This is a genomic window from Halobellus sp. MBLA0158 (assembly GCF_041477585.1).
In the GTDB taxonomy this organism is placed as follows: Archaea; Halobacteriota; Halobacteria; order Halobacteriales; family Haloferacaceae; genus Haloquadratum; species Haloquadratum rubicundus.
Genome location: NZ_JBGNYA010000001.1, coordinates 2288168 through 2302404, shown reverse-complemented (window position 1 = coordinate 2302404; position 14237 = coordinate 2288168). Strand labels below are relative to the sequence as shown.

The following is a 14237-nucleotide window of genomic DNA, read 5'->3' as shown; positions in this document are numbered from 1 at the left end:
GACACAGTTCGACTTCAATGTAGTGCCCGCTCGACGGCGCTGCCGAGCGCGTCCCGGAAGCGCTCCGGGGCGAACCGGTCGGTGGCGAGCCGCGGTCGATGCCCCTCCTCGATGGCGGCCGAAACGAGATCGATCGCCTCGCTCGTCCCGGCGAACAGCCGATCGTCGCGACCGTCGAGGACGTCGCGCTGACCCCCGCCGTCGGGCGCGAACGCGATCATCCCGCCCGCGACGTATTCGGCCACCGAGAGCCCGAAGTGCTCGTCGGGCTTACAGTTCAGGCCGTAGCGGTGCGTCCGGAGCAACTCCTCGATCCGCGATCGCGGGACGTCGGTCTCGACGGCGACGTACGAGCGCTCCCCGGCCGCCGACTCGACCCTTCGGACGTACTGTCGGTACGCCGGCGGTGCGGCGCCGACCACGTGGAGGTGGACGTCGTGGCCCCGATCTCGGAGGCCGTCGACGATCTCGACCGCATCGAGGATCCGCTTGTCCGGCGCGAGTCGCCCCACCACGACGATGCCGTTCTCCCGCTCCTGCCACGGGCGGCCGCCCTCGATCGGCGCGACCGGCGGGTGGACGACGGTCGGTTCGACGCCGTAGCGCCGCTCGACGACGCCCGCGGTCCACGCGGAGTTCGCGAGCAGCGTCGTCGATTTCAGATCGCCGTCGGTCGGGGCCGCCAGCCGACTCCACAGGCGGTTCAGTCTGCCGGCGTCGCCGTCTCCGTCGGCCTCGCCCGATCGGTGCCCGCGGAACTGCGGATAGTGGACGTACTGTACAGACGGAAGCGACAGCGACACCTCGTTCGCGGTGCTCACCGCCAGGTCGTAGCGGTCGGCCTCGCGCTCGAAGATCGCACGGACGAGGACGGTCCGGAAGGGGAGTTGCGGTCCGAACACGGGCGTCGCCGCGGAGAGCGCTCGCGCGGCCGTGCTCCCGCCCCGCGGCGACCGGACCGAAAGCCCCGCGGGATCGAGACCGATGTCGAACCGCTCGGCCAGTGCCGCCGGATCGGTCGTCGACAGCGTGTACAGCGTCACGTCGTGGTCGTCCTGGAGGGCCGCGCAGGTCGACAGACAGACCACGTCGGCGCCGCCCTGGAGGTCGAGGGTGTTGTGGAGGACGGCCACGCGCGCCATACCGTCCGTTGGGTCGGCCGCGTGATTACTGTTGGTCTCCCAGCGAACCGAATCCGCCCACGCGTTTTTGTCGCCCCCGTCCGAACGGCCGCCGATGGAGTGCGCGTTCGTCGGCGCGGGCGCGGTGGCCGAGAAGTACGCCGCCGGTCTCGACGCGTCCCCGCTCGAACTGACCGCCGTCTGCGATCTCGACGCGGAGCGCGCCGAGCGCCTCGCCGACTCGTACGACGCGGCCGCCTACGACGACCTCGACGCGCTGCTGGACGCCGAGGCCGCGCCGCTCGTCGCGAACCTCACGAGCCACGCCGCTCACGCGGACGTCACCGAGGCGTGCCTCTCTCGCGATCGGCACGTCTTCAGCGAGAAGCCGCTGGCCTTGGACGCCGACCGCGCGTTCGCCCTCGTCGAGACGGCCGAGCGACGCGGTCTCGCGCTCGGCTGTGCGCCGATCAATCACCGCTGCGACGCCCAACGACACGCGCGGTGGCTCCTCGGCGACGGCCGCCTCGGGCCGATCCGCCTCGGCTACGCCCACGCTCACGTGGGCCGCGTGACCGAGTGGCACAACTCGCCGGAATCGTTCCTCGCGGTCGGTCCGCTGTACGACGGCGCGGTGTACCCGCTGAATCTCCTTGTCACGTGGTTCGGCCCCGTCGATCGCGTTCGGACCGCGGACGCGCTCGACGTCTGGCCCGCGCGCGAGAACCGACGGCCCGAGCGTCCCGCGCACGTCGAGGCGACGCTCGCCTTCGAGACCGGTCCCGTCGTCCGGCTGACCGCGAGCCTCTATGCCCCCCACCGGAGCCGGGAGTTCAACAGCCTCGAACTCCACGGCGACGACGGCTCGCTCTACCTCGCCGACAGCGGCGCGCTCGCGGCCGACCGCGACACCGTCGCCGTCGGCGGCGCCGGCAGGCCCTACGTCTCGGCACCCTATCCGGCCCCGCGACGCCGACGCGCCTACCTCGCCGGGCCGGAACGGCTCGCAGAGCGCGTCGCGGCCGACGGGCCGACGACCGCGGGCGCGCGACGCGCCGCCCACGTCGTCGCCGTCTGTAACGCGATCGAACGCGCCGCAGAGACGGGCGAGTCAGTCGGCGTCGACACGGACGACTCGACGCGGGCCGCGCTGGAGACCGAGCGCTCGCCACCGCCCGTCCGTCCGCTCGAAGACGCCGATCGATCCGTCGAATCGGTCGTGCGCGGCGTCGGTTCCCCCGGCCGTGACGCGGCGCTCCGGCTCCCGCCGATCGGCTTCGGCTGCTCGCGCTACCGCGACGGCGACTACGTCGAGCGCATCGACTCGATCGCGACGGCGCTGGACGCCGGCTACAGACTCCTCGACTCCGCGGAGCTCTACGGCAACGAGGCGCGGATCGGCGACCTGCTCGATTCGCCCGGCGCGCCGGACCGCGAGGGCCTCTTCCTGCTCAGCAAGGTCTGGAACACGAACCACGAGCACGTCGCCGAGGCCTGCGAGGGCACGCTCGCGGAACTCGGCGTCGACGCCCTCGATTCGTACCTGCTCCACTGGCCCGACGCCTGGCGCTATCAGGGTCCGCTCCGGGCGCTCGCCGAGCGTCCGCCGGACGAGCAGGAGGCGCTCACCTTCCCGACCGACGCCGACGGCGATCCCGACGCCGTCGACGTGCCGCTCGCCGAGACGTGGGCGCGGATGGAGCGGCTCGTCGACCGCGGGCTGACGCGGACGCTGGGCGTCTGCAACGTCTCGCTGTCGGACCTGGAGACGATCCTCGAATCGGCGCGCGTGCCGCCCGCGATCGTGCAGATCGAGTCCCATCCCTATCTCCCCCGGACCGAACTGATCGAGGCGTGCCACGCCCGTGGGATCCGCGTGCTCGCGCACTCGCCGCTGTCGGCGCCGGGCCTGCTCGACGAGCCCGCGCTGGCGGCCGTCGCCGACGCCCACGAGGCCTCGCCGGCCGCCGCGGCGCTCGCGTTCCATGTCGACCGCGGCGTCGTACCCATCCCGGCCAGCAACGATCCCGACCACGTCGTCGACAACCTCGCGGCCGCGCGACTCCGCCTCACCGAAGCGGACCGCGAGCGGCTGGCGACGCTCGCCGACCCGGGGTTCGAACGGTGACCGCCGCCGACCGAGTGCCGCGGGCGCTCCGGCGCGAGTGGGCCGCCGCGGTCGCCCTCCTCGCGCTCTCGACCCTGGGCGGCGCCGCCGCTCTCGGCCCCGCACTCGCTCCGACCGACCCCATCGGGATCGACTTCGGCGTGCTGCCGCGGTCGCCCACCGTCCGCTGGCTCGCGGCCGCCTTCACCGTCCTCGCGTTCGAGGCGACGTTCACGTATCGCCGGCTGGACGCGAATCGCCCGGAACGCTCCGCCGAGGCCGCCGCGACCCCCGCCGACGCGTACGCGTCGCTCGGGCTTCCGAACCTCGTGACGCTCGTCCGCGGCGCGCTGTTCGCCGGCGTCGCGGGCTTCGGACTGCTCGCGCCGACGCCCGCGGTCGCGTGGGCGCCGGCGATCCTCTACGGCGCGGGGTGTGCGCTGGACGCCGTCGACGGATTCCTGGCGCGCCGCCGCGACCGTACGACGGAGCTCGGCGCGAAACTGGACCTCGCGATCGACACCACCGGCTTCCTCGTCGCGCCCGTCGTCGCCGTGCTCTGGGGACAGCTCCCGGTCTGGTACCTGTCGCTCTCGGCGGCGCGCTACTTGTTCAAACTGGGCCGCGGGCTCCGTCGGCGTCGCGGCAAGCCCGTCTACGACCTCCCGCCGAGCCGCCTGCGGCGACCGCTCGCCGGGCTCCAGATGGCGTTCATCGCGTTCGCCCTCGCGCCGGTCCTGTCCCTGTCGGCGATCCGACCGCTGGCGGCGCTCGTGCTCGCGCCGTCCCTCGCGGTGTTCGTCCGCGACTACCTCGCCGTCTCCGGGCGACTCCCGCGGGGCGACGACTGATAGTGATGACTCTCACTGTTTACCGCCGCCACCCCCGGTGACGGCGTTCGGCAGGAAGCGACGAGAGTAATCACTGTGAGGCCGGCTCGTCGGGCTCACCCGACGGTCTGAATGAGCACGAACAGCGTCCCGACCGAAGCGAGAGTGGTCAGGAAGACGTTCAGCGACGCGAACTCGGGGTCGCCGCCGAGTTCGTTCGCGAACACGTACGTCGAGACGGCCGTCGGCATCCCGAGCATCACGACCGCGGCGGTGAACGCGGCGGCGCCGACATCCAGCGTGGAAAACACGGCCCAGGCCAGCGCCGGCATCCACGCCATCTTCAGGGCGACGACCGCCGCGCTCGTCCCGAGGTCGCCGTCGGGGAGCTCGAACTGGAGCGACGCGCCGACGCACAGCAACGCGAGCGGGAGCGCCAGCGACCCGAGCGCGTCGAGGCCGACGGTCAGCGGGCCCGGCACCGAGACGCCGATCGAGCCGACCGTCAGCCCGAGCACGAGCGTCAGCAACACCGGGTTCCGGACCAGCTCCGTCAGCTCGTCGCCGATCGACGCTCCGGCCCCGTTGATCCCCGTCAGGACGGCGATCGTCAGCGGGACCTGCGTCAGCGAGACGACGCCGAGGACGACGCTCGCGACCGCGGTGACGTCGCCGCTGAACGTCGCGGCGATGAGCGGCAGGCCGAGATAGCCCAGATTCGAGTGATAGGACTGGACGATCGCGACGCCCCGGCGCTCCCGATCGACGCGGTTCCGATGGAGCAGCCACGCGACGCCGGCGGTCCCGAAGAGCACCGCCAGGGTACCGGCGACGAGCGCCGGCGTGAGCAGGTCCCCGATCGCCCGGTCGTACGTCGAGACGAAGACGAGCGCCGGGAGCGCGACGTAGTACGCGAGGTCGTTGAGCCGCCTGGTGCGCGTGGGGCCCAGGATCCCGACCCGACGGAGACCCGTCCCGGCGAACAAGAGCACGAGGAGCCCGAGCAGGCGGCCGAGGACCTCCATACCCGCTCCGAGTCGGTTCGGGAACTTACGCGGTTCGGTCTCCCGTCCCGCCGGCCTGCTCCGTATTTTTATTGTGTCGCCGTTCCAGGTGGGCGTGTGACCGACCGCACACGGGAACTGATCGACGAATACGACCTCGAACCCGAGCTGATCGAGGGGCTGTTGTGGCGCTTCGAGGCGGACCTCCCGGTCCCGGACCCGGAGGCCCTCGAAGACACCCACGTCCAAGTGTACGAGTTCCTCGGGGAGGACGACGAGCCGCTCCGCTCGGCGGCGGACCACTTCTACCAGTTCGAGAGCCACGACGAGTACGGCGTGCGCTCGGACGCGCCGGCGACCGAGCCCGACTTCGAGATGGTGCTCGACGAACTCGTCGACGCGGGGCTGATCGCGCGCACCGACGACCGGCGGCCCCGCTACTCGGCGTCGTTCCATCAGGTCCTGCGCGAACTCGGCCCCGAGTTCACGCGCGGGGAGATCGATCGCCTCTGTGCCGAGACGGGGATGGACAAGCGCGCGGTCTACCGCGCGATCATCGACTCGCACGACCTGACGCTGGAGCTCGAACGATGACGGGGGAGAGATCCGATTCGATCCGAGATCAGACCGACGCCCGCGAGGAGGGGACTGCTCCGTCGCCGTCGGAGGTGTCCGTCCCCGACAGCGTCGACGACCGGCGGTCGATGGCGTCAGACCTGCTCGATGCGGCCGAGAGCGACCCTGGGGACGTCTCCCGCGACGAGATGGCGCAGATCGTCGCGCTGCTCTCCGTGGACGACGGCGAGGCTCGATCGACGGCCGCGAAGGCGCTGCAGCACCTCTACGACCGGCCGGCGCTCTTCGCACCCTACATCGAGGCGCTGCTCTCGGCGGCCGCGTCGTATCCGGACGACTTCGAGGGGATTCCCGCGCCGGCGGTGTGGATGGGCTCGCCGCACGTCAGAGCGACCGTCTACGCGACCGACGCGCTCGCTCGCGTGGCGCAGCGAGAGCCGTCGCTCTTCGTTCCGCACGCCGAGGAGATGGCGACGCGACTCCGGAGCGATCGGAACGTCTCACGGTACCTGCTTTTCGTCGTCGGGCTGGCGGAGGCGGACTCGCCGGGACTGGTGTCCCGCGAGTGGCTCCGAGACGAGCTCTGTGACCTGCTCGACCGCGGCCGCGGCAACGGCTATCCGTCGTGGGCGGCGGACGTCCTCGGACGGCTGGGCGATCCGGAGGCGCTGGCCGCGGTCCGCGAGGCGCACCCGGGCGAGGACGCGGACGACCTCGCGCGGGAGGCGTTCGACGACGCGATCGCGGCGCTCGAAGCGGCGGAGTAGGGGCGGACAGCCGGCACTCGAACTGCCCCCGCGTCGCTGTGCCGGACAACCGCGGACGGCGCGGGGCGATGGTCACCGCACGCGTGCCCTGGTTCCGTGTTCGGACATAAACTCTCGCCCGTGGGATTCTGCCGCCGTGGCGGGAGTAGGCCTTTGGGGGATCCCGGCATAGAGGGTGCTATGACACCCACCGAGGGCTTCACCTTCGACTTCCGCCCCGGCGCGATCCGCGTCGGCGCGGGCTGCGTCGCGCGCCTCGGCGACGAACTCGACCGCCTGGGGTACGACCGCGCGATGCTCGTGAGCGGGAGGACCGTCGGTCGGACCGACGCCGTCGTGGATCCGATCCGCGAGGGGCTCGGCGATCGACTGGTCGCGGAGTTCCCCGAGACGACGCCCGAGAAGACCCTGGGAACGGCGCTCGACGGGCTGGAGACCGCCCGCGATCACGACGTCGACGTCGCCGTCGCGGTCGGCGGCGGGAGCACCCTCGACGTCGCAAAGGTCCTTGGTGCGCTGTCGTCACACGACGACGCCCGGGCGACAGCCGAACGGGCGATCGAGACGGGAGATCTATCGGTTTCGGACGGGGGCGAGCCACTCCCGATAGTCGCCGTGCCGACTACGCTGGCCGGCGCCGACCTCTCGGATCTGGCGGGCGTGACGCTCACGCTCGACCGCGGCACCGAACTGGACGGAGCGGACGCCGGATCCTCCGGCGAGGGCCCGCCGAGCGGCGGCGTCTCGGATCCGCGCCTGATGCCGGAGGCGCTGTTCTACGATTCCGACCTGTATCGGACGACGCCCACCTCGGTCCTCACCGCGTCGGCGATGAACGGCTTCGACAAGGGAATCGAGGCGCTCTACTCGCCGCTCGCGACGCCGATCACGGACGGCACGGCCGCTCGCGGGCTTCGACTACTCCGGTCGGGGCTGGGAACGCTCCGCGCCGAGCCGATGAACGAGGCGCGGCTCCGCGAGGTGCTCTCGGGGATCGTCGCCGTCCAGTACGGGCTCGCGGGGCGCGAGGGCTACCGCGCGTCGATCATCCACGCCTTCGGCCACGGCTTCTCCCACGGGTACGACGTCCACCAGGGCACGATCCACGGCGTCGTCGCGCCGCACGTCCTCCGCTACCTCTTCAGCGAGATCGACGGCCGCCGGGACCTGCTGGCGGAGGCGCTCGGCGTCGACGCGACCGGCGGTCCGGAGGCGACCGCCGGCGCGGTCATCCAGGCCGTCGCGGGCGTCCGCGACGACCTGGGGCTCCCGAACCGCCTCCGCGACATCGACGGGGTCGATCAGTCCGACTTCCCCGACGTCGCGGCCGCGATTCACGACGACGACCTGCTGGCGGTCGCGCCGGACGGCCTCGATCCCACTCCCGAAGCCATCGTCGCCATCCTGGAGCGGGCCTGGTAGCGGCGTCAGGACGTCTCGGAGCCCCCGTCGGCGCCTTCGAGGTCGATGTCGGCCTCCCGGATCGCCGCCGCCAGGTGGGACCCGTCGGGAACCGCCTCCAGAAACCCGGGGGAGTCGACGCCGACCTCGCCGTTGACCGAGAGGAAGCCGAGCCCGCCCGAGGCCGCGTCGTCGAGATTGACCAGAAAGGCGACCTTGCGCTCGGCGTCGACGCCGTCGATCGCCAGCTCCGGGTCGACCGAGCCGTAGAGGCGCCGGTGTTCGAAGACGTGTTCGACGCACTTCCGGGTCGGCGCGAAGAGCAAGAGCAGGTGGACGCCGGGCCCGTCGCGGGCGAGTCGCGTCCGGAGGTCGTGGGCGTCGTCGGCGTAGAAGTACCGCTCCATCCGCCGGTACTGCCGGAGGATCTCGTTCGCGCCCGAGGCCATCCGCACCGCGGGGTCGGCCTTCAGTTCGACGAGATAGGACACGCGCTCGGGCGGCGCCGTGCGGACGTACACGTCGACGGCCCCGCGGTTGCCGTAGTGGTCGTAGGGCTCTTCGAGGCTGATCTCGGGGTCGTCGAAGGCGGCCTCGAAGTGCTCGACCACGGCCGTCGCGAGCTCGTCTTCCCGCATCACGCGTCCTCCCGCATCGCTCGGAAGCACTCGCCCGCGGGATAAATGCGCTCCGCTGTGTGCGCCGGGGGACCCGCGGCTCGTCACCTTCTTTGCGCCGGACGGGAAAGCGCTCCTATGCGCGCCGCACTCGTCCTCGCCGGGGGTCGCTCGACCCGTTTCGGCGACCGCGACAAGGCCGTCGCCGACCTCGCCGGGACGCCGATGATCCGCCGGGTGGTCGACCGCGTCGCGGGCGTCGTCGACGAGGTCGTGATCAACTGCCGATCGGACCAGGAGGACGCCATCAGCGACGCGTTCGCCGACGCCGAGGTCGACCCGGCGTTCGCCGTCGACCGCGAGCCAGACGCGGGTCCGATGGCCGGCATCGCCCGCGGCCTGGAGGCCGTCTCCGCGGAGTACGCGTTCGTCGTCGCCTGCGATATGCCGTTCGTCGACCCCGCGTTCGCGGAGCACCTCTTCGAGCGGGCCGCGGGCCACGACGCCGCGGTCCCGCGCCTCGACGAGTGGTTCCAGACGACGCAGGCGGTCTACCGGGCCGCCCCGATGCGCGAGGCCTGTCTCCGGGCGCTCGAACGCGACGACAGCCGGATCGTCGCGCCGCTCTCGGACCTGGAGAAGGTCGTCCTCGATCGCGAGGAGATCGAGCGGGTGACGTCGGTAGAGACCTTCGAGAACCTCAACACCCGCGAGGAGTTCGACCGCGCCGTCGAGCGCCTCCGCGGGGACGGACGTTAGACCACGTCGACGATCGGCTCGTCGGCCCGCATCTCCGCGAGGACGACCCCCGGCACGTCGGCGCGCTCGTGGATCTCGGCGGCGATCTCGCGCGCGCTCGCTTCGAGGGCGTCGTCGTCGACCATATTCACGAGCGGGATCGGCGTCGCGCCGTCGGGCACCCCCTTCAGTCCGCCATCGTCGCTGGCGAGCACCGCCGCGACGTCCGCGGGCCGGATCTCCTCGCCGGGGTCGAGCCCCGTGAGCGACGCGACCTCCTCGACTCGGTGGACCATCCCCTCCGAGAGCGGCTCGCCGACGACGTGGGCGCTCGCGATCGGGACGACCGTGTCCGCGCACCTGGGAATCCGCGGCTCCCGCTCGTTCGGGGCCTTGAACCGCCGCATCCGCGCGCCGTCGGCCTTCACCAGCACCGGGACGTCCCGCGCGGCGAGACTGTCGATCGCGTCGAGTTCGTAGCCGAGGTAGCGGTCCTCGCGCTCGCGCTCGGGCACGACGCCGAGCGGCCACGCGTCGGGGTCGCCCTCGGCCTCTCTGAGGGCCGCGACGGGGTCGTCGATGACGACGACCCGGCCCACCCAGTCGTCGAAGATCGGGATCCGGACCGTCGCGGTGACGACCGCCCGGCCCAGTTCGTCCGCGAGCGTCCGCATCGTCGTCTTCTTCCCGCCCGCTCCGACGACGCAGGTGACGCCTTCCTGGGCTCGGAGTGCGGTGACGACGTCCATCTCAGGAGAGCTGCGCGGTGATGTCGGTCGAAGAGACCATCCCGACGAGGTCGTCGTCGACGACCGGGAGGTGGCTGAAGCCGAAGTTCTCCATCATCGCCGCGGCCTCGGTGAGTCGCAGGTCGGGCGTGACCGTCTCGACGGACCTTGTCATCACGTCGCCGACACTGACCTCGGCGGGGTCGAGCTCCCGCGCGACCGCGTCGAGCACGTCCGTGCTCGTCACGATCGCGATCTCCGTCGACGGCACCAACAGCGCGTTGATGTTGTGTTCGCGCATCCGCGCTGCCGCCTCTACGAGCGTCGCGTCCGGGCTGATCGTCACGAGCGCCGTCGACATCACGTCGCTGACGAGCGTCTGGTCGTTCGACATAAACGATCGCACGCGACCGAGGGGCTTCGGTTTTTCGTCACGGGCGCGCTCGCCCACGAACTATAACTGGGTGGCGACACGTGTGCTACACGATGTCACGCGAAGTCACACACGACGCGAACGGCCCCGACGTCATCGACCCCGACGATCACGACGGCGACATCTACGTCTGCCGGTGCGGGCTCTCGGAGGACAAGCCGTTCTGCGACGGCTCCCACACCGCGACGGTCGACGAGGACGAGGGCGTCGACTACAAGTACGAGAACGACGACGACGAACAGCCGCGGCACCGCATCGCGACCATCGAGTTCGAGGAGTGACCGCGATCAGTCGTAGCGCTTCCGCTCCTGTGTCGGGTGGTCCTTGATGTAGACCTTCGTCCGGTCCGGGACGTCCTCCGTGATCCAGGAGTTCGCGCCGATGCTCACGTGGTCGCCGACGGTGATGTCCCCGAGCACCTTCGTGCCGGCGCCGATGACGACGTGGTCGCCGATGTCGGGGTGGCGCTTGTACCCCTTCTTGAGCGCGTGCTCTTGGCCCTCCTCCTCTTCGAAGTGGAGCGCGCCGAGGGTCACGTCCTGGTACAGGCGGACCCACTCGCCGACGGTCGCGGTCTCCCCGATGACGACGCCGGTGCCGTGGTCGACGAAGAAGTACTCGCCGATCTCGGCGCCCGGGTGGATGTCGATCCCGGTCTGGGTCTTCGCGTACTCGGTCAGTTCGCGTGCGTACTCGGGCGCGCCGATGTCGTAGAGGACGTGGGCGACCCGCTGGACCGAGATCGCGAGGAAGCCGGGGTACGACCGGATGATCTCCATGTACGTCTTCGCCGCGGGGTCGCCCTTGTAGGCGGCCTCGACGTCCCGCTTCAGGACGTCGCGGATCCGCGGCAGGCTGTCGATGAGTGCCGAGACCGTCTCGTCGGGCCGGCCGTCGGTGTACGGGCAGATCCCGGCCTTCACGAGCGTCCCGAGGTCGTCGAGCTGATCGAGGACCGCCAGCTCGTCGCGGACCAGTTCGGGGGCGTTCCAGCAGGTGGGAAACAGCAGTTCCTGGAGGAGCGCGACCTCCTCGCGTCGGTGCTCCCGGTCGGGGAAGCACGCCGTCACGCTCGTCGGGAACGGGTCCGAGTCGTCCTGATACGAGGCGAACAGCCGTTCGTGGGCGTCGCCGGCGTATCGGTAGTTGACCATAGCCTCGGTTCGGCCGGGTGGCGTATTAGAGTAGTGCTTGCTGGTCGGTCCGGCACTGTCATTTATATCGCCGAAGGCGCTATCCGGGACAATGACCACAGAGCGGACGCCGGCCGACGGCTCGCCGCTGTCGATCGACGAACTCCGCGGCGCGTTCGACGCGGTCACCGAGGCGGTGTTCGTCCACCGGCCCGACGGGACCATCGTCGACGTCAACGCCGCGGCCGCGGACCTGTACGGCCACTCCCCGTCGGCCCTCCGCGACGGCGCCGTCGAGACCCTCAGCGCGGGCGTCGATCCGTACACCCACGAGGAGGCGGTCCGCCGGATCGAGCGCACGGCCGAAACCGGCGAAGCCCGGCAGTTCGAGTGGCGCGCCCGCGACAGCGACGGCGCGCGCTTTTGGGTGTCGATGAAGCTCAGCCGGATCGACACGGACGACGGCCCGCGCGTCCTCGCGGTCGTGCGCGACATCCAGGGGCGAAAGGAGGCCGAGCGGCGCTTCCAGACGCTCATCGAGAACCTCCCGGGGGTCGTCTATCGGTGCCGGAACGAGGCCGGATGGCCGATGGAGTTCGTCGGCGGCCGCTGTGCGGAACTCACCGGCTACGAGTCCGAGACCGTCGAGTCCGGGGCGGTGAGCTGGGGGCTCGACGTCATCCACCCCGAGGACAGGGAGCGGGTCGACGCCGAGGTCCAGACCGCCGTCGACGAGGGCTCGGCGTTCGAGGTCACGTACCGCATCCGCACCGCCGACGGCTCGATCAAGTGGATGTGGGAGCGCGGCCAGCACCTCGACGGCCCGACGGAGGGCCCCGAGTATCTGGAGGGATTTATCACTGACATCACCGATCGGAAGCGGTACGAAGACCGGCTCGAAGCCCAGCGCGACGATCTCGAACTCCTGAATCAGGTCCTCAGACACGACATCCGCAACGACCTCCAGCTCGTGACGGCGTACGCGGACCTCCTGGCCGACGAGTGCGACGACAGTCAGATCCAGGAGTACATCGACACGATCAGCGAACACGCAGAACACACCGTCGAACTCACGACGACGGCCCGCGATATGGCGAACGTCCTGATCTCCGACAGCGACCCGGAGAGCCGGCGTCTCCGGCCCGTCCTGGAGTCCGAGGTCGACGAGATCAGGTCCGGCTACCCCGAGGCGGTCGTCCGCTGCGAGTCGATCCCGGACGTCGAGGTCGTCGCCGACGACCTGCTCGGCTCGGTCTTCCGGAACGTGCTGAAGAACGCCGTCCAGCACAACGACAAGGACGTGCCCGAGGTCTCGGTCGGAATCGAGCGAGCGGAGGGAGCGGTCCGGATCCGCGTCGCCGACAATGGCCCCGGCGTTTCCGACGCCCAGAAGGAGTCGATCTTCGGCAAGGGCGAGGCGGGCCTCGACAGCGCCGGGACGGGGATCGGCCTCTATCTGGTCCGCACGCTCGTCGACAGCTACGGCGGGGACGTCTGGGTCGAAGACCGCGACGACCTCGGCGAGGGCGACGGTCCGGGCGCGATCTTCGTCGTCGAACTCCCGACAGAGTCGTGACCGGCCCGGTCACGCTCGGGGCGCGGCGGCGGCGCGCGGGCTACTCGTAGAAGCCCTCGGTCGGCACCCAGTTCCGCTCGAACTCGTACTCCTCGACGAGCGATTCCCAGTTATTCGGAAATCGGATCTTTTTCGTTACCGGTCCGCCAATGGACATTCCGATAATCGCGTTTACTCGGCCTGGACCTCCGATCGAAGTGATCTTCACTGAATTAACATCACCGTACTGTGATATCTGTCGGTTCGGTATGTCTGTGTCTTCGAACGTCGCCGACGTGGACAACGGATCGGGTCGCGCCTCCGTCCGGACGTCGGAGTTCTCGACGAGGTACCGCTTGATCTGGTCCTTGCTCAGGTCGGCCCGCTCTAACTCCTCGGCGTTGTAGGGGTTGATCGCGTGGGTGATCGTCGCGTTGAGGTCCTCCCCCGAGCGCGACCGCATCGCGCGCGGGGTGTTCTTGATCATCCCGCGCAGGACGCTCTCGGGGCTGTTCTCGTCGGGCAGCCACTGCACCCAGCCGTTGGGGCCCGACAGCGTGACGGTGCTGTCGTCCTCCTCGTAGCCGTGGGTGACGTGGTAGGGCTCCCAGGGGCTGGCCTCCTCGTTTTCGCCCGCGAGGAGGTAGAACTTCCCGGGATTGCCCATCACGCCCATATCCTTCTCGCCGGGGTATATCTTCGCCGTGTTGCGGTAGGCGATGCCGAGCGCCCGCGAGATGGTCTGGTTCGCGTGGAAGTTCGGGCCGAACGCGCCCGACCCGCTCTCGATGTTCAATTTCTGGCGTACGGGCCCGTTGACGATCCACTGGTAGGCCCACGAGCCCGTGCTCACGGAGAACTGGATCGAGTTCGACTCGGGGTCCGCGAGGGCCCGCGCGCCGGCTTCGAGCACCGGCATATACGGCGGCACACAGCCCGCCATCACCGCGTTGGCGGCGAGGTCCTCGACGGTCAGGGGATTTTCGTTGTTGCCGAGGCGACCGACGACGTCGTCGCGGGGGCGGTCGATCCCGCGGAGCATCTCCTCGACGCGCTCCTCGGTCGGGGGGACCACCGGGAGCCCGTCCGTCATTCCCTCCTCGTAGAGCGATCGGTACGTCTCGTCGTACGACTGCGGCGTCTGTGAGTTTTCGGACATTGGTTTTCCTGTTTCCTAGCGACCCCGAAGCGGCGCCGTCGGGAGTCCGGAGGGACGCCTCGGCGGCG

Annotated in this window: 15 protein-coding genes; 8 read left to right on the top strand and 7 right to left on the bottom strand. The window is 70.5% G+C overall.

What is annotated here, in order from left to right:
- Positions 1-14: 14 nt before the first annotated feature.
- Complete coding sequence (locus tag OS889_RS11760) at positions 15-1142, bottom strand: glycosyltransferase family 4 protein (RefSeq protein WP_372390034.1); 1128 nt, start codon at positions 1140-1142, stop codon at positions 15-17.
- Positions 1143-1236: 94 nt separating this feature from the next.
- Between OS889_RS11760 and OS889_RS11755 the strand changes: the two genes are divergently transcribed.
- Positions 1237-3249, top strand: a complete 2013-nt coding sequence (locus OS889_RS11755; RefSeq protein ID WP_372390033.1) for an aldo/keto reductase — start codon at positions 1237-1239, stop codon at positions 3247-3249.
- Positions 3246-4079 (top strand): CDP-alcohol phosphatidyltransferase family protein, encoded by an 834-nt coding sequence (locus OS889_RS11750; protein WP_372390032.1) that lies wholly within the window; start codon positions 3246-3248, stop codon positions 4077-4079. The genes OS889_RS11755 and OS889_RS11750 overlap by 4 nt, the downstream gene beginning before the upstream one ends.
- A 95-nt stretch (positions 4080-4174) precedes the next feature.
- On the opposite strand, the gene OS889_RS11745 is transcribed toward OS889_RS11750, so the two are convergent.
- Positions 4175-5083, bottom strand: coding sequence for an AEC family transporter (locus OS889_RS11745; RefSeq protein WP_372390031.1), 909 nt, complete (start codon positions 5081-5083; stop codon positions 4175-4177).
- Positions 5084-5179: 96 nt separating this feature from the next.
- Here OS889_RS11745 and OS889_RS11740 point away from each other — a divergent pair, with 96 nt between their 5' ends.
- From OS889_RS11740 to OS889_RS11730, 3 genes are all read left to right on the top strand, one after another.
- Complete coding sequence (locus OS889_RS11740) at positions 5180-5656, top strand: hypothetical protein (RefSeq protein ID WP_372390030.1); 477 nt, start codon at positions 5180-5182, stop codon at positions 5654-5656.
- Positions 5653-6405: a hypothetical protein gene (locus OS889_RS11735; RefSeq protein ID WP_372390029.1), complete on the top strand. Its 753-nt coding sequence runs from the start codon at positions 5653-5655 to the stop codon at positions 6403-6405. The genes OS889_RS11740 and OS889_RS11735 overlap by 4 nt, the downstream gene beginning before the upstream one ends.
- Before the next feature lie 180 nt (positions 6406-6585).
- Positions 6586-7827, top strand: coding sequence for an iron-containing alcohol dehydrogenase family protein (locus OS889_RS11730; RefSeq protein ID WP_372390028.1), 1242 nt, complete (start codon positions 6586-6588; stop codon positions 7825-7827).
- Positions 7828-7832: 5 nt separating this feature from the next.
- On the opposite strand, the gene OS889_RS11725 is transcribed toward OS889_RS11730, so the two are convergent.
- Positions 7833-8444: a hypothetical protein gene (locus tag OS889_RS11725; protein WP_372390026.1), complete on the bottom strand. Its 612-nt coding sequence runs from the start codon at positions 8442-8444 to the stop codon at positions 7833-7835.
- 117 nt (positions 8445-8561) lie between these two features.
- On the opposite strand from OS889_RS11725, the gene OS889_RS11720 reads away from it, so the two are divergent.
- Positions 8562-9182, top strand: coding sequence for a molybdenum cofactor guanylyltransferase (locus tag OS889_RS11720; RefSeq protein WP_372390024.1), 621 nt, complete (start codon positions 8562-8564; stop codon positions 9180-9182).
- On the opposite strand, the gene yqeC is transcribed toward OS889_RS11720, so the two are convergent.
- Complete coding sequence (gene yqeC / locus OS889_RS11715) at positions 9179-9910, bottom strand: selenium cofactor biosynthesis protein YqeC (protein ID WP_372390022.1); 732 nt, start codon at positions 9908-9910, stop codon at positions 9179-9181. The genes OS889_RS11720 and yqeC overlap by 4 nt on opposite strands.
- A 1-nt stretch (position 9911) precedes the next feature.
- On the bottom strand, positions 9912-10283 hold the full coding sequence (locus tag OS889_RS11710) for a CBS domain-containing protein (RefSeq protein WP_372390020.1): 372 nt from the start codon (positions 10281-10283) through the stop codon (positions 9912-9914).
- Between the two features lie 92 nt (positions 10284-10375).
- Here OS889_RS11710 and OS889_RS11705 point away from each other — a divergent pair, with 92 nt between their 5' ends.
- Positions 10376-10603 carry a CDGSH iron-sulfur domain-containing protein gene (locus OS889_RS11705; RefSeq protein WP_372390019.1) on the top strand — a complete coding sequence of 76 codons (228 nt, stop codon included), beginning with the start codon at positions 10376-10378 and terminating at the stop codon, positions 10601-10603.
- A gap of 6 nt (positions 10604-10609) precedes the next feature.
- Here the strand turns inward: OS889_RS11705 and epsC are convergent, their stop codons facing one another.
- On the bottom strand, positions 10610-11476 hold the full coding sequence (gene epsC, locus OS889_RS11700) for a serine O-acetyltransferase EpsC (RefSeq protein WP_372390017.1): 867 nt from the start codon (positions 11474-11476) through the stop codon (positions 10610-10612).
- A 91-nt stretch (positions 11477-11567) separates the two neighbouring features.
- Between epsC and OS889_RS11695 the strand changes: the two genes are divergently transcribed.
- Complete coding sequence (locus tag OS889_RS11695; RefSeq protein WP_372390015.1) at positions 11568-13031, top strand: sensor histidine kinase; 1464 nt, start codon at positions 11568-11570, stop codon at positions 13029-13031.
- 40 nt (positions 13032-13071) lie between these two features.
- Here the strand turns inward: OS889_RS11695 and OS889_RS11690 are convergent, their stop codons facing one another.
- Positions 13072-14169, bottom strand: a complete 1098-nt coding sequence (locus OS889_RS11690; protein ID WP_372390013.1) for a hypothetical protein — start codon at positions 14167-14169, stop codon at positions 13072-13074.
- Between the last annotated feature and the right edge of the window lie 68 nt (positions 14170-14237).

Excerpts from the sequence above, each read along its gene's own strand:
- OS889_RS11760 (WP_372390034.1), bottom strand. The coding sequence starts at position 1,142 with ATGGCGCGCGTGGCCGTCCTCCACAACACCCTCGACCTCCAGGGCGGC.
- OS889_RS11745 (WP_372390031.1), bottom strand. The coding sequence starts at position 5,083 with ATGGAGGTCCTCGGCCGCCTGCTCGGGCTCCTCGTGCTCTTGTTCGCC.
- OS889_RS11755 (WP_372390033.1), top strand. The coding sequence starts at position 1,237 with ATGGAGTGCGCGTTCGTCGGCGCGGGCGCGGTGGCCGAGAAGTACGCC.
- OS889_RS11720 (WP_372390024.1), top strand. The coding sequence starts at position 8,562 with ATGCGCGCCGCACTCGTCCTCGCCGGGGGTCGCTCGACCCGTTTCGGC.
- OS889_RS11710 (WP_372390020.1), bottom strand. The coding sequence starts at position 10,283 with ATGTCGAACGACCAGACGCTCGTCAGCGACGTGATGTCGACGGCGCTC.
- OS889_RS11705 (WP_372390019.1), top strand. The coding sequence starts at position 10,376 with ATGTCACGCGAAGTCACACACGACGCGAACGGCCCCGACGTCATCGAC.
- yqeC (WP_372390022.1), bottom strand. The coding sequence starts at position 9,910 with ATGGACGTCGTCACCGCACTCCGAGCCCAGGAAGGCGTCACCTGCGTC.
- OS889_RS11725 (WP_372390026.1), bottom strand. The coding sequence starts at position 8,444 with ATGCGGGAAGACGAGCTCGCGACGGCCGTGGTCGAGCACTTCGAGGCC.
- OS889_RS11730 (WP_372390028.1), top strand. The coding sequence starts at position 6,586 with ATGACACCCACCGAGGGCTTCACCTTCGACTTCCGCCCCGGCGCGATC.
- OS889_RS11735 (WP_372390029.1), top strand. The coding sequence starts at position 5,653 with ATGACGGGGGAGAGATCCGATTCGATCCGAGATCAGACCGACGCCCGC.
- OS889_RS11695 (WP_372390015.1), top strand. The coding sequence starts at position 11,568 with ATGACCACAGAGCGGACGCCGGCCGACGGCTCGCCGCTGTCGATCGAC.
- OS889_RS11690 (WP_372390013.1), bottom strand. The coding sequence starts at position 14,169 with ATGTCCGAAAACTCACAGACGCCGCAGTCGTACGACGAGACGTACCGA.
- epsC (WP_372390017.1), bottom strand. The coding sequence starts at position 11,476 with ATGGTCAACTACCGATACGCCGGCGACGCCCACGAACGGCTGTTCGCC.